The 14,883-nt window shown below is 35.2% G+C and carries 13 protein-coding genes; 4 read left to right on the top strand and 9 right to left on the bottom strand.

The annotated features are described in order from the left end of the window. Positions 1-206 precede the first annotated feature (206 nt). From A3854_RS09325 to A3854_RS09675, 8 genes are all read right to left on the bottom strand, one after another. Positions 207-845, bottom strand: coding sequence for a uroporphyrinogen-III synthase (locus A3854_RS09325; protein ID WP_084042244.1), 639 nt, complete (start codon positions 843-845; stop codon positions 207-209). After that, positions 838-1,998: a multidrug effflux MFS transporter gene (locus A3854_RS09320; RefSeq protein ID WP_084042243.1), complete on the bottom strand. Its 1,161-nt coding sequence runs from the start codon at positions 1,996-1,998 to the stop codon at positions 838-840. The genes A3854_RS09325 and A3854_RS09320 overlap by 8 nt, the downstream gene beginning before the upstream one ends. 110 nt (positions 1,999-2,108) lie before the next feature. After that, the gene (locus A3854_RS09315; protein WP_084042242.1) at positions 2,109-2,753 is read right to left on the bottom strand and encodes a cupin domain-containing protein; all 645 of its coding nucleotides are present in this window, start codon (positions 2,751-2,753) and stop codon (positions 2,109-2,111) included. A 555-nt stretch (positions 2,754-3,308) separates the two neighbouring features. Then, on the bottom strand, positions 3,309-3,677 hold the full coding sequence (locus A3854_RS09305; RefSeq protein ID WP_084042241.1) for a TIGR02328 family protein: 369 nt from the start codon (positions 3,675-3,677) through the stop codon (positions 3,309-3,311). Beyond that, positions 3,661-4,065, bottom strand: coding sequence for a YbgA family protein (locus A3854_RS09300; protein WP_084042240.1), 405 nt, complete (start codon positions 4,063-4,065; stop codon positions 3,661-3,663). Before A3854_RS09300 ends, A3854_RS09305 begins: the two co-directional genes overlap by 17 nt. A 386-nt stretch (positions 4,066-4,451) precedes the next feature. Further along, positions 4,452-5,984 carry a glutamine-hydrolyzing GMP synthase gene (guaA, locus tag A3854_RS09295; RefSeq protein WP_084042239.1) on the bottom strand — a complete coding sequence of 511 codons (1,533 nt, stop codon included), beginning with the start codon at positions 5,982-5,984 and terminating at the stop codon, positions 4,452-4,454. A 10-nt stretch (positions 5,985-5,994) separates the two neighbouring features. Further along, complete coding sequence (gene nhaD, locus A3854_RS09290; protein ID WP_084042238.1) at positions 5,995-7,383, bottom strand: sodium:proton antiporter NhaD; 1,389 nt, start codon at positions 7,381-7,383, stop codon at positions 5,995-5,997. 114 nt (positions 7,384-7,497) lie between these two features. Continuing rightward, complete coding sequence (locus A3854_RS09675; RefSeq protein ID WP_167496277.1) at positions 7,498-7,665, bottom strand: hypothetical protein; 168 nt, start codon at positions 7,663-7,665, stop codon at positions 7,498-7,500. A gap of 30 nt (positions 7,666-7,695) precedes the next feature. On the opposite strand from A3854_RS09675, the gene A3854_RS09285 reads away from it, so the two are divergent. The 4 genes from A3854_RS09285 to A3854_RS09270 are packed head-to-tail and all read left to right on the top strand — an operon-like array spanning position 7,696 to position 13,568. Continuing rightward, positions 7,696-8,145, top strand: coding sequence for a hypothetical protein (locus A3854_RS09285; RefSeq protein ID WP_084042264.1), 450 nt, complete (start codon positions 7,696-7,698; stop codon positions 8,143-8,145). Next, entirely contained in the window at positions 8,139-9,956 is a 1,818-nt protein-coding gene (uvrC, locus tag A3854_RS09280) for an excinuclease ABC subunit UvrC (protein ID WP_084042237.1), read from the top strand. Before A3854_RS09285 ends, uvrC begins: the two co-directional genes overlap by 7 nt. Continuing rightward, a complete protein-coding gene (locus A3854_RS09275) occupies positions 9,953-10,708 on the top strand; it encodes a hypothetical protein (RefSeq protein ID WP_084042236.1) in 756 nt (251 codons plus the stop codon). Before uvrC ends, A3854_RS09275 begins: the two co-directional genes overlap by 4 nt. Then, complete coding sequence (locus A3854_RS09270) at positions 10,698-13,568, top strand: response regulator (protein WP_084042235.1); 2,871 nt, start codon at positions 10,698-10,700, stop codon at positions 13,566-13,568. The genes A3854_RS09275 and A3854_RS09270 overlap by 11 nt, the downstream gene beginning before the upstream one ends. Here A3854_RS09270 and A3854_RS09265 read toward each other — a convergent pair. Beyond that, positions 13,565-14,836: an anthranilate synthase component I family protein gene (locus A3854_RS09265; protein WP_084042234.1), complete on the bottom strand. Its 1,272-nt coding sequence runs from the start codon at positions 14,834-14,836 to the stop codon at positions 13,565-13,567. The genes A3854_RS09270 and A3854_RS09265 overlap by 4 nt on opposite strands. Positions 14,837-14,883 lie beyond the last annotated feature (47 nt).

Genomic DNA, 14,883 nt, shown 5'->3' with positions numbered 1-14,883 from the left:
AGTGGGCGTCGCATAGAAGAGTGGCCCATAAACAAAGCCAATCTTGCAAATAGATGGATACCAAACGGTTGCAACTTCTCGCCTTTTCAGACTCAAACGAAGCCACATCACAAGGCATCCATACCTTTTCGCTAACAAAAAAGTGTTGGACCCCGTAAAATGCTGACTCGCTTCACTCAGGCAATAAAATTATATAAATTCTTTGCTTAAAGTAATGTTTTGGCAAGCGCGATACAGGCGTTTATATCTTGACTTTGGCTCACTATTGGCTCGGTAAATTTTAGCTCTTTTGCAGTGACCTTTCCAATGCTTATCGCTTGATAGCTCTCATCCCAACCAAAATTATTAAGAAAATTTTTGACATTTAGTGGAGAAGCGAAGATCAAGATACTATTTTTTGGCGGTTTTAGCTCCATTTTGCAAGGATTTAAAATATTTTCATAGGCAACGATCGCCTTTATATTTACGCCACCCTTTTGTAAAATTTCTAAGAAATTTGAAGCACTATCTTTACCTTTTAGATAAATAACCTTTTTACCTTTTAAAAGTGGCAAAATTTCTCTTGCGAAGTCATCTCCGTGAGCATTCTTTCCGGTATAAATTTCGCTAAATCCAAACTCTCTTGCGGCCGACGCACAACTATTTGCAATGGCAAAGACTGGCAAATTTATAGGCGAAATGCCATTAAATTTTAATGCATTAAAAGCATTTTTAGAAGTGGCTACCAGCACATCATAGTCGCTTAAATTTAATTCAAATTTTAAAAACTCGATCTTGCTAACACTTAAATTTATAACGCTCTCATTAGTCGTTTTTGTATTTGAAATAAGATAAATTTTACGCAACTCTTTTTAACCTTAAAAAAGACATCAAAGCAAGTAATGTGCAGGCTAAAATAACAATAGAAGTTGAATAAAATATATCGCCAAGCCCAACTAGCGGAGAGACGACGCCGCCTAAGAAAAATGGACAAAATCCAAGTATCGCTGAGGCTGAGCCTGCGTATTCTCTGCCTTCATTCATGGCTAGCGATGAAGCAGTTGGCAAGACAAATCCTGTAAAAAGAAGCAATAAGAAAAATGCGATGATAACGCCGATCACTTCAAATTTAAAACAAAGCATGAAAGCAATAAAAATGCTAGCAAACAAGGTGCCAAAAAGCCCAGTTTTTAGTGCTTTTCGCTCATTTAAAAGACTAGCAAGCCTTGCTCCTATAACAAGCCCTAAACCATTTGAAGCAAAACAAAAGCTATAACTTACTGGACTTAGAGAATAAAATTCTTGAAAGATAAACGAAGATGACGCTATATAAGCAAACATCGCACCCATCGCAAATGTCTGAATGCTTACAAAAAGCATAAATTTTTTCTTTCTTAAAATTTTGCCAAAAACACTATAAGTCACTAGCAAAGGCATTTTTAAGCGATTTGACTGACTTAAGCTCTCTTTGAAATAAAAATTTGCAATAAAAAGCAAAATGCCAATGATAGTAAGTGCCATAAAGATACCACGCCAGTCGGTAAATTTAAGTAGCAAGCTGCCACCAATTGGCGAGAGTATCGGAGCAAGGCCATTTACGACCATCATAAGACTAAAAAATTTAGTCATTTCATGACCCTTATATAAATCACTCACGATAGCCCTTGAAATAACCAAACTGCCTGCACTTGCTAGCCCTTGGATGATGCGCATAAAGATAAAAAACTGGATATTTTGCGCAAAAAATATAAAAATCGTACTTATCGTATAGACGATGAGCGAGATGGTAAGGGGCAGTTTTCGGCCAAATTTATCACTTATTGGGCCAACTATTAGCTGACCTATGGCTAAGCCCGCCATTGATGTCGTGATCGTTAATTGTGTAGCTGTGACACTTGTTTTAAACCACTCAGTAATAGCCGGAAGTGCTGGCAAATAAAGATCTGTAACAAATGGTCCAAAGGCAGAGAGAGCACCTAAAAATAGTAACAAAAATAGCTTGGAATTTTCTTTTTTCATAGTTTTTCTTTTTTTTGGAGCGATTATATTATGGTTTTACTTTTTGCTTTATTAAGTATAAATTTACTATTGTTATTATAAAGAATAAGCCCTAGAAATAGGGCTTAGTATTACATTTTGTCTTTAGTGACGATTAAGAGCATTTTAAATTTATCTTTTATCTTTAATCCATGTGGTATTTTGCCCGGAAGCACGATGGTATCGCCTTTTTTGATATCAAAATGTTCATTACCAATAGTTAGCTTCATCTCACCATCAAGTGCGATAAGTAGTGCATCGCCTGGAGCTGCGTGAGTTGAGAGCTCTTGGTCTGTGTCAAAACTAAGCAATGACATTGAGCCGTTTTCGTTCTTTACGAGCGTTTTGCTCACGATTTTGCCTTTTTCGTATTCGACTGCATCAACTAAGCTAAAAATAGCTGCCTTAGGTAAATGATCTATCATTAAATCCTCCTTAAAATCAATTGAAATATATTTCGTTGGTTCGTTAAAAACTAGCTTGCGCCACACTTTTTTCTCTATCAGGCAAGCTTGCTCATTGCCTATATGCATCTGCTTTTCGCCGTAGTATAGGCTAGCACCGCCTTCTACAACCCATGCGAGGCTGTCGCAAAACAGCATCTCATGATCTAGCTCCTCGCCAGTATCAAAAGCAAATACATCGACATGAGCGTTCTCGCAATCAAAAATTCTCTTGCTAACAACGCTTTTTGCGACGACTTTCGTGTCGGCGTTTAGATTGTAAATTTTACTCATTTTATATCCTTTTTTTGCAAAATTATAAAAGGTTAAGAGCTAAATTTCATTGACCAATGTTAATAAAAAGAGAAAAAATATCCTAATTAAAACTAATGTATATAAGGAAGTTCCATTTACAAAAAATTTCATAAAGGGATTTTTGTGTCTACTCTCACTCAATAATTACCATATCATATTTGTTTCTTTTGTTCTATAACAGTATCTTTTTAGTTTCTGTTTTTAATATGCGTAACCCGGCTTCCTTGCCGTAGTTTTGTAAGCTTCGTTAAGTACTAATCCAATACCCATTTGATGGAATTTCTTTTCTATGCCAATTACAAAAATATCTGTACAATCTTTGCCGATTGCATTTATACAACAAAACCAACCAGCTCATCATTTATATGATAAGCGAGAAAAGTCTTTTCTGTGAATCACGAATATATTATTCTGTACTTTCCAGTATTCCAAACCATTCTGAAAGGTCATATAATATTTCTCTTGACACAGCTTGCTTTTCTAATTTATCTTCAACTTCTTTTATTTTTATATCAATTTACTCTTCCACAACTTCTATACTTTTAAATGTATACCTTTGTTTCTTAAATTCTCTATGCAATCAGCTAGATATTCGATATTGTGCTCTTTGTAAATTGGACTGCTTATAATTTCTTCTTTAAGATTATCGTACTTTTCTGCTGTCCTTCCTCTATAATTTTTATCTTTCCATTCCGCAGAAACATTATATCCCCTTTTTTCCATCTCCTCCATAACCAATACATGGTAAATAAAAAGATGATATGGGGAATATGTAAACACATAATCTACGGTTTTATGTTTCTTTTTCCATCCATTGCCCCTCAAAGCACAACATTCCCTGTGTTGTCCAAGAAGCTGATTTTTAGGCAATAAGTGGATAAGTTTTTCATGCCATAGTCTCATATTTTTCTCCTGTTAACAAGGTTGATTTTTCTAAATATTCATTAGGGTATTTCTTTAGTAAAGTGTTAATGCATTCAATTACAGCCTTCTGACTATTCTCCCCTGCCATATATCCATTTAATATATCAAATAATACCTGCTTTTCAATTGTATTTGCATTTTTTCTGAAATATCCCCATATATGAAGAATGGCATTACTAAAATCTTTTTTACTCTCCTTCATATCTCTTGTTTCCTGTATTTTTTCATTTAGCCATACAACATCCAGTTCTTTTTCCTTCAAGTACTCCCTTATCTCCAGATATGCTTTTTGCGATTTGCTTAGTACAAAATATTTATTTTTTGCCCATAACTCTTCACATTCTCTTCTTGTATCTTTGTGTCTCATGTTGACGCTTCTTTCAAAATATTCAAACCAAAACAAATCCCATACAATGTATCACAATTTAAGCATTTATTAATAGCATTTAAATTTTTGTTTAGGTAAGGTATAAATGAATATCCTGCATTATTAGTATGTTAAAGTGGGCTCAGATACAAATGATTTTTATTACTATAACCTATTCAAATTTATTAACCACTGTTTCCACAAAAGCCTCCCACCAAAATAATGGAAGGCTTTCTAAATAATTTATCTAAATTTAAAACTCCCTTTGGAACCTACTTTTTCTTACTTTTAGTATCAAAATAGTATCACTAAGGAGCTTTTTGCTTCCGTAAGCCGTTGTGATATTGTATTTTCAACGGTTTTACAGCAGAAATATTTTTGTTACTCTACTCCCACTCGATAGTTGCAGGCGGTTTGCTCGAGATATCGTAAACTACACGGTTTATGCCGTTTACCTCGTTTATGATGCGGCGAGAGACGTTTTCTAGCAGATCGTACGGTAGGCGTGAGAAGCTAGCCGTCATGCCATCGCTCGCATCGACCACACGCACGCACACGGCGTTTTCATAAGTGCGGTTATCCCCCATAACACCAACAGAATTTACGTTTAAAAGTACGCAGAACGCCTGCCAAGTTTTGTTGTACCAGCCAGTGCTCTTTAGCTCATCTCGCAAGATCACATCAGCTTTGCGAAGTAGTTCTAGGCTTGGTTTATTTACTTCACCCATTATGCGGATAGCAAGGCCTGGTCCTGGGAAAGGGTGGCGGAATACTAGATCACGGCTTAGTCCAAGCTCAAGACCTAGTTTTCTAACCTCGTCTTTAAAAATTTCTCTTAGTGGCTCTATTAGCTCAAATGTCATCCAATCAGGCAAACCACCAACGTTGTGGTGGCTCTTTATCGTCTTGCTTGAGCCAACTACGGAGCTTTCGATAATGTCAGTATAAAGAGTTCCTTGAGCTAAAAATTTCACATCACCATGCTTTTTAGCCTCTTGCTCAAAAATTTCTATAAATGTCTCACCTATGATCTTGCGTTTTTTCTCAGGATCAACGACGCCAGCTAAGCGGCCAAGGAAGGTCTCGCTCGCGTCTATGCTAACTAGCTCAACACCAAGCTTTGTTCTAAATGTAGCTTCAACTTGCTCTTTTTCGTTTGTTCTAAGAAGTCCGTTATCAACAAAGACAAGGATCAAATTTTCAGGCACAGCAGCTGCTAAAAGCGCCGCGGTTACAGAGCTATCCACGCCACCGCTAACTGCACAAAGTACCTTGTGAGTGCCTACTATTTTTCTTATCTCTTCTATCTTATTTTTAGCGAAGCTTCCCATATTCCATGTGCTCTCGCAACCGCAGATATATTTAGCAAAATTCTTTAAAATTTGCGTGCCATACTCGCTGTGTTGCACCTCTGCGTGAAACTGGATCGCATAAAATTTTCGTTTATCATCGCCAAAAGCACAATAAGGCGAATTTTCACTAACAGCGATCACTTCAAAGCCTTCTGGTAGGTCTTTTACATAGTCACTATGACTCATCCATACGATTTGTTTTGAAGGTGTATCTTTAAATAGCTCATGCTCTTTAATAACGTTAAGCTCGGCCTTGCCATACTCTTTTTGATCAGCCGCTAAAACCTCAGCCCCATGCGTGTGAGCAAGCAGTTGCATGCCGTAGCAAACGCCAAGTATAGGGATATTTAGCTCAAAGACGCCGTTATCGCAAAAATAAGCATCTTTAGCATAAACACTAGCTGGACCGCCACTTAAAATGATACCTTTTGGCTCTTTCGCCTTTATCTCACTAAGCTTTGCATTAAATGGCAAAATTTCAGTGTAGACGCCCTCTTCTCTTAGCCTTCTAGCTAGTAGCTGAGTGTATTGCGAACCAAAATCCAAAACTATAATCGTATTGTTCATTTATAACCTTTTAAAAATAGATATGAAAAATTTCAAACTGCACATACCAAACAATGATCGATACGATATATCCTAGAACCACCATCCAAGCGTATTTCATATGTGCACCAAAGGTATAAATTCCTTTTAATTTACCCATTACTCCAACACCAGCTGCTGAGCCAAAGCTGATCATCGAACCGCCGATACCAGCAGTTAGTGTCACTAGTAGCCACTGACTCATTGCCTCGCCTGCATCAGCTCCCATTGCTGGATTTGCTTTTAAAACAGCTGACATAACTGGAACGTTATCAACAATCGCTGAAAGGAAACCAACGCCAATATTTACAGCAGTTGAGCCAAATTTATCATAAAGTGATACAGCGTAATTTAAAAATCCAGCAAAATGAAGAGCACCAACCGCAGCTAAAATTCCAAAGAAGAAAAATAGTGTGTTGTTTTCGATCTTTGACATATAGTGAAATACATGCATTGGCTCTTCATTTTTGTGAGCTTTTTTGAAATAGTATGTATAAAGACTAAGTAGCGAGAAGCCAAACATCATGCCCCACATCGCTGGCAAGTGGAAAAGCTGATGCATCATAACAGCACAAAAGATAGTAAATGCGCCTATAAAGATAACCGCTTTACCGCCCTTTTTCATAACCACTTTTGGCTCGTTTGCTACGTCAAAATGCGGTGCGGTACTTGGCACCACGCGAGAAAGTAAAAATGCCGTTACAAACCAACCTGCGATAGATGCTGGAAAAAGTGCGAAAAAATCGACAAACGGCGCTTTTCCAGCAGCCCAAGCCATAAGCGTAGTGATATCACCAAATGGACTCCATGCTCCACCTGCGTTTGCTGCTACGACGATGTTTATCGCACCGGCTACTAGGAAATTTGTATTATTTCTATCTATCGTTAGAAGAACGGTTGAAAGAATAAGCGCTGTTGTTAGGTTATCAGCTACTGGGCTTATGAAAAATGCCAAAATACCAGTTAGCCAAAATAGCTTTCTATAAGTATAGCCTTTTGATACGAGATTATATTTAAGTGCATTAAATACGTCTCTTTCGATAAGTGCTTCGATAAATGTCATCGCCACCATCAGGAAAAATATGATCTGAGCGATCTCTAGAATCAGGTGATTTACCTCATGTTCAAGCGAATGCACATCCATGCCATTTATAAGCATATAAACGCCGATAAGCAGAAACATAAACGTACCGATAAAGATAGCAGGTTTTGCTTTGTCGATATGGAAATTTTCTTCTGCTGCTATGAAAAAATATCCAACAACAAAAATTATAAGCGATAAAATTCCTGCCCATGTAGTAGTTAAGTCAATAGCTGCGGTTTCTCCATCAGCACCAAAAGCCATCGCGAAAAACAAGCCTAGAAGTCCAAAAAACCTCATTATACTCTCCTTGTAGAATAAAAAATCTTGGTATATTACTTAAATGAGCCTAAAAATTAGGTTAGTTAAAATTATTAGGCTTACATTACATTTTTATTTAAATATGAAAATTTACTAGATTTTATTTATCTTGTCAGTTTTCTTCTCTTTTACGGGAGCATTTCCATAAAATGGATCATCCTTGTAACCACAACCACTAAATGCAAAAAGAGTAAAAATTAAAATAAAAAATGATAAGATAAGCCCATGAAAAACGCTAAATTTTTGATAAATACTATTCACGAAAATCCTTTGTATAAAGAAAAATTAAGCATGGCAAATGAGTGCCAACAGCTTTTAGAGCTTATGGGGAAAGCAAAACGATTTTATATAGCTTTTTGCTACGTTAGAGAAGGTGTTTTGACCTTTGTTCTTACTCATCCCACTGGGCTTTTAGAGCTTAGGCGTGATAGTAGTATAAATGACATAAAAAGGTTATTAAAAACCTTTTGCAATTTTAATAAAAATAGCGTTTTTAACAGCATTCTTACTCCAAAACCTCTTAACGAAATCAACTATACAAAAAACAAAAAAGAAGAAAATATAAGATTTGTCGTGAGCAAATTTTTAAAATTTTTTAATCAAAAAGAGCAAAGTACCATCTTTTATGCACCAGCTAGTAAAGGCGAGTTTAAAAATTTAGCAAAAGACGAGCAAATACACCAAAAATTTGAAGAGCTAAGAGAAATTTTGCTCAAGAAAAATGAGCAGGCAAGATGCTAATAGACGAGATAAGAACGCTTCCAAACGAGCCTGGCGTATACCAGTATTTTGACGCGCAAAATAGACTTTTATATGTCGGCAAGGCCAAAATTTTAAAAAACAGGGTCAAAAGCTACTTTAAGTTTACCCCAAGTCTAGCTCCAGCCGAAAAGCTAAGTCCAAGAATTTCAAAGATGATAAGTGAAGCTGTACATCTTGAATACATTGTCACACCAAGCGAAGCAGACGCGCTGATACTTGAAAATTCATTCATCAAACAGCTTAAGCCAAAATACAACATCTTGCTTCGTGACGACAAGACCTACCCTTATATTTTTATAAATTTAAATGATGATTTTCCAAGATTTGAGATCACTAGAAAGGTGGTAAAAGGCTCAAATATCCGCTATTTCGGGCCATATTTTAGTGGAGCTAGCGAGCTGCTTGAGGCACTTTATCTAAATTTCAACCTCGTTCAGAAAAAATCCTGCATCAAAGGCAAAAAAGCCTGCCTTTTTTATCAGCTAAAACGCTGCTATGCCCCGTGTGAAGGCAAAATTTCAAAAGAAAACTACGCTAAGATCGTAAACGAAGCTATCGCGGCCTTACAAAATCCAAATTTACTCATCGCTCGCCTTGAAGAGCTCATGCTAAACTACGCCAAAGCTGAAGACTACGAGCAAGCAGCCGCGACTAGAGATAAGATGCAAACGCTTAAAAATATGCAAACAAAGGTTGAAGTTGATCTTGCTAAACTTGAGGACTTTGAGGCCTACTCGGTCGCTTGCGTGCATGATATGATCTGTGCAGTGAGATTTAGCGTGCAAAGTGGCAAGATAACTGGCGTAAAAACTGACATCGCGCAGGCTAAAAATGCTCAAAAAGATGAGATAAACGAGGCTTATAAGCAGGCCATTTTAAAAAGCTTCATAGCTGGACAGCCGATAATTAGCACCAAAATTTATGTGCATGAGAGCTTTGAAGATAGTAAGCTGGTGGAGGAAATTTTAAACGAGAGATTTGGACGCAAATTTAGTATCACCTGCCCAAAAATAGGCGATAAGCGTAAAATTTGTGAGATCGCTACAAAAAACGCTGAAGTTAGCATCGAAAAATACCTAAAAACACATGATAACGAGCTACTAAACGAGATAAAAGAGTACTTTGACCTAGCTCACACGCCTTACGTGGTCGAGGCTTACGATAACTCACACCTTTTTGGTGAGGCAAGTGTCGGAGCGATGGTGCGCTATGAACACGGCGAGTGGGCGAAGCAAAACTACCGCCACATGCATCTAAACTCTAAAAACGACTACGATCAGATGAAAGAGAGCCTAACAGCTAGAGCACTTAGATTTGATAAGCTTAGTCCGCCTGATCTTTGGGTTATTGACGGAGGCGAAGTGCTTTTAAACTTAGCCTGTGAAATTTTAGCAAGTAGTGGTGCAAATGTCGATGTGATAGCCATTTCAAAAGAGAAGATCGATGCCAAAGCTCACCGCGCAAAAGGCGAGGCAAAGGATAAAATTTACACAAAAAATGGTAGTTTTAGCCTAAGCACGAGCAATAAAAAGCTTCAGTTTTTCCAAAAAATGCGTGATGAAAGCCATAGATTTGTCATCAGTTTTCATAGAAAAACAAGGCAGAAAAACGATATGCAAAGATCAATTCTAAAGCAAGCTGGCGTATCTGAAGGAAGTATCGCGAAATTAATCAGCTTTTACGGAAGTTTTGATAAAATCAGCGAAGCGAATTTAGACGAAGTGGCAAAAATAACAAATAAAAGCGTAGCAGAAAAGCTTACAGTGCTCAAAGAAGGAAATTTGAAGTGATAATATATGATGAAAATTTAAAAATATCTGCGATAACGCAAGATTCACTTGAACTATTGGGTTTTGATAGTTTAGATGATTTTTTGTTGCAATACAAAGATATAAGTGAGCTAGTCATAACAAGCCAGGAAAGTACAAACTACAGCTTCTTGGAATTTTTACAAAATACGAAAGATAATAGCGCTAGAGTAAATTTAAAAAGAAAAGATGGTGGTGCGATCTTACTAGAAGCAAGATTACAAAATGCTATTTTAAAAAATGGTGAAAAATTTTTTATCGTTCTTTTAGAGAAGCAAGACATAATAAACAACCAAAATCTAATAGCAGCGGTAAAAGTAAAACCTACATTAAGACTGCCCGTTTTTAAACTAAACGCATGGTATCTTTTTGACACACAGACACAATCACTTATCGATGATTCTTGGTTTGAAACATCGCTTAAAATACTAAATTTAAGTAAAAAAGATTTTACATCCTATTTAAATATATTTTTGCACAACGCAAGAGAAATTCTTATCCAAATCCAATCAGCCATAATCGCAAAAGACGAGATAATGCTCAAAAAATACGTAGATGAGATAAGAGAAGCTGCATTAAATTTAAAGCTTAATAACCTTGCAAATGAGCTTAACGCTTTTTTAGATAACAATCAAAATGGAAAAATGAAAGAGATGTCTCTTTTTACCAAAAGACTAATTGAGATAGAAAATATCGTCAAAAAATATAGCAAAAAGAGTATCCATGAAAAATAATAAATTTTATATATTGTTAGCGCCAATAATAATTTCAGCGATCTTTTGCGCATATAGCGGAAATGAAAGCTATAAAAAATTCACAGATCTAAAAGATCTAAATGAAAAACTATATAAACAATCCTTAGTATTTCAAACTATAAAATCCGTAATACAAGAGCACAATACGCTAATAGGCAAAAGCCAAGAAGATATAAAAAAGTTGCGGGATAACACTTTAGAAAATACACAAAAATTTATAAATTCTATAAGAAAAGACGATCGCATCGAGATACGAAATGTAAATAAATTAAAAGAATTGCTAGCAAATCTAAACCAAAATGATAAATTTGATGAACTATTTTACGAATTTTTCCAAAATATAAATGGAGAAATAGATAGCGATTTTAAACAAGATTTAGACCGAGACTTTCCGCTTATAATAAAAGCTTATGCCGCAACTTTAAGTAAAATTTACAATCAACTCTCTTTAGCAAACAACACCAAATACTACGTAAAAAATATCTTTATAGATGGCCCTTTATTTTCAATAAACAATAATGTGAGAGAAAATATATATTCCGTAAAGGACAACACGCCAAATCTTGATATGCTTCCAAAAAGTGAGCTAAAAGAAAATATTTATAAAGACTTTAACCAGTTTGAAGCCAACTATCAAGCCAGAAAAATAAGAGAAGTTAAAGCCAAGATCGCATTTTCTGAGAAGCTAAATATCGAAGATATTATCTTAATCAAACAGTATGAAGATGATAAATTTATACTTTTATTAGATAGTGCCATAAACATAAAAAATGAGCTACTAGAACTTACTAAGAGCGAGAAAATAAACTTTGGCATAAAGACCTTTTTTGAGTTTTCGCTTTGTGGCTTGCTCATTTTGTCTTTGCTTGGTATTTCTGCTAGGTTGAAATTTTTAAAGGTGCTTATCGATAAGTCAAAATACATATCAAACTATATCCTATCATCAAAAGAGGCAAATGCGGATAATGCGATATCAAAACTCATAAAAACTTATGAAGATCTAAAAGAAACCTATATAAAAGATAGCAACTTTTTTCAGATAAAAGATAGATATATTTTATCAGTGAGCAAGAAACTAGAGTCTATCAATAAAGAAATTTTTACATCGATAGCGGCTTTAAAAATAGAAACAAATAATAGCAAAAAGCAAGTATTTATAGACACGATAGAAAAAAATGCAAATATCATGACCTCGCTTTATAACAATGCTAAAAATATCTCAAATGTTAAAAAATATAGCGAGTGCAATAAAACTGAGATATTTGATCCTCAAAAAAGCTTTGAAGAAATTTTGCAAGCAAATATTGTCTATTCGCAAAGCAAAAAGATAAATTTTATAAGTTATCTTGATCCAAGCCTTACAAATGAACTAGAAGGAAATCTAAATTCATTAAAAACCGCATTTAACTCTATCTTTTTGGCATCTTTATCAATGTCTTTAAGACATCAAAACATTATCATTGCTATCAAAAAAGTTCAAAAAGAGTTTGATAGAAGCGGGCTTTGTTCTGTAAGCTTTAGCATAAAAAATAGCTCAGCTGCCATGAGCGAAAAGCAAATTTCAGATATATTTTCAGATGATGAGAATAGCTTAAATAATGATGAGAGCGAGTTTTATCTAAAAATAGCTCAAATTTATTTAAAAAATTTAGAAAGCAAGCTGGAGATTAACTCGTTTCCAAGTATTGGCAATGAGTTTAAATTTGTAGTCATTTTTAAAACAACATCGAATTATAAAGACTTTGATATAAAATGCAATCATAAATTAGCATTCTTACAAGACGTAAATGTCGCTTACAACGAAGCTTTTGAGCAGACCACAAAAGACCTTGGGCTCAAAGTGGATATGCTAACAAGCACTAGTCCATCTATTACAAAAAATTATGATGCTATATTTTTAAGAAACACCAATAAGCAAGGTCAAGATATTAAAAATCCGCTCATTTTAAAAGATCCGCTAACTCCATTAAGCATCACAAGGCTACTTTGCTTAGGCGAAGCTGATATTATGAATAAAAATTTAAACGATAAACCAAAAATTTTAATCTGCGATACTAATGAAATTTACATAGATATAATAGCAAGTGGTTTTAGTAAATTTAACTGCGAAGTTGTTGGGGTTTGTAATAAAAAAGATCTAAAACAAGCTATAAAGCAAGGCGATTTTGACCTTATCTTTGTTGGCTCAAAATTTTTCGAAGCTGAAAAAAATAGCCTTCAAAAAAATCTTGATCTTATAAAAGCAGCTATACAAAATGCGAAAATTCCAATTATATTAATGCTTTCAAATACTTCAAATATAGATGGAGAGAGTGTCAAAGAATACTTCAATGCCTATATAAAAACGCCAATAAGTAGCGACGAACTGGCTCAAATTTTTAGAAAATTTTTGCCAAATTTTGGCGAGATTGCAATAGACGAAAGCTATCTAGCAAAAAGCGAAAATATTATTTTATTTAAGAAATCGCCAATGGAAAATAAAATATTTAGCTCAGCTTTAGGAGAATTTTACAACACACTTGAAACCACAAATAGCTTTGATGAGCTATTAACAAAGATAAAAACCAAAACTTACGGAATCGTTCTTATAGATGAAAATGTAAAAGACTTCAACTACGAAGAGCTAACAAGAGTTGTTGATAAGACAAGGCAAAGCCAAAAGGTTGATACAAGAGTGCTGATATTTGGCGCACAAGAAAGAAGTGAATTTTCTTTTGTAAAAGTGTTAGCCAAAAATATCACAAAAGCAGAGCTTTCAGCTACCGTAAGAAAGCAAATCGATTCTATGGGTACTAGCTACGCTAAAAGCTCTTATGAATTTATTAAGTTTAACGCCTAAAACTCTTTTGCGTTATTTTTAAATACATTTAGCACGCTTGCTCGCTTATGGCAAATTTCAGCGTATTCTCTTTCGCTCTTTGAGTCATAAACTATACCAGCTCCAGCCCCCACAAATACATTACTAAAGCCATTTTCACCTGACACAAAGATGGCTGATCGAATAAGAATAGCAACCTGAGCATCGCCATTAAAATGTAAAAATCCAATGCCGCCGCCATAGATATTTCGCTCAGAAATTTCAAGCTCATTGATTATCTGCATAGCTCTTATTTTTGGGGCTCCGCTTAGCGTGCCAGCTGGGAAAATACTAGCTAAGACATCAAAAAGATCAAGCCCTTTGGCGCACTTGCCATAGACATCGCTTACGATATGAATTACTTTTTCATATTTTTGGATATGCATCGCATTTTTTACAGCTACACTTTTTGGTTCTGAAACCCTGCCAATGTCATTTCTGGCAAGATCGATTAGCATTTTATGTTCAGCCAGCTCCTTTTCGTCACTTAATAGCTCATTTTCAAGTGCCACATCTGCATTTGCATCACTTCCTCTAGGTCTTGTGCCTGCGATCGGAGCTACAAAAATTTGCTCACTTTTCATCTCAAAAACAAGCTCTGGCGAAGAGCCAACCACATCGCCATAAGGTGTAGGAAAATGAAACATATATGGACTTGGGTTTGTAAGTGAGAGCTTTTTATAAAAGTCTAGACTACTCATATTCGTTGAAATTTCAAGCAACTCACCAAGCACCACCTGAAAGACATCGCCACTTCTTATATACTCTTTTGCTAATTCAACCATATCCTCAAAGTGTTTCTTTTCTTTACCAAGATCAGTTTTTATACTAAATTTACTCTGCTCTTTGCTTTTACATTCAACTTTCGCATCAAGCAAAAAGTCATAATATTTATTCTTATCTCCATAAAATGTATAAATTTTACTCATCTTATCAAAGTGCAGATAGGCCTTAGCATCGGCATAGATAAATTTTGGAAATTCATACTTTTTAGCTTTCTCTTCTCCGATATATTCAAAATATCTCACACCATCATAGGCAAAAACACCAAAGAGTCCCGCAAATGGAGCTAAAGATTTATTACGATTTGTATCAAAATAACTTCTAAGCCCATAAAAATCCATATCCTTTTCATCGATATAATCGCAATCAATGCCTATAATCGTTTGCGTCTTATCCTCGGCTAGGTAGCTATTTTTAAATTTTTCTCTAATCACTTCATAATAAAACAGTGGTTGTTCTAAGAGCATTTTTTTCCTTTAAATTTTTGATGATTATAAAAAAAGTTCGCTTTTAG

It is taken from the genome of Campylobacter concisus (genome assembly GCF_002092845.1).
Taxonomy (GTDB): domain Bacteria; phylum Campylobacterota; class Campylobacteria; order Campylobacterales; family Campylobacteraceae; genus Campylobacter_A; species Campylobacter_A concisus_AQ.
The sequence above is the reverse complement of the archived record's forward strand: the minus strand, read 5'-3'. Positions and strand labels throughout refer to the sequence as shown.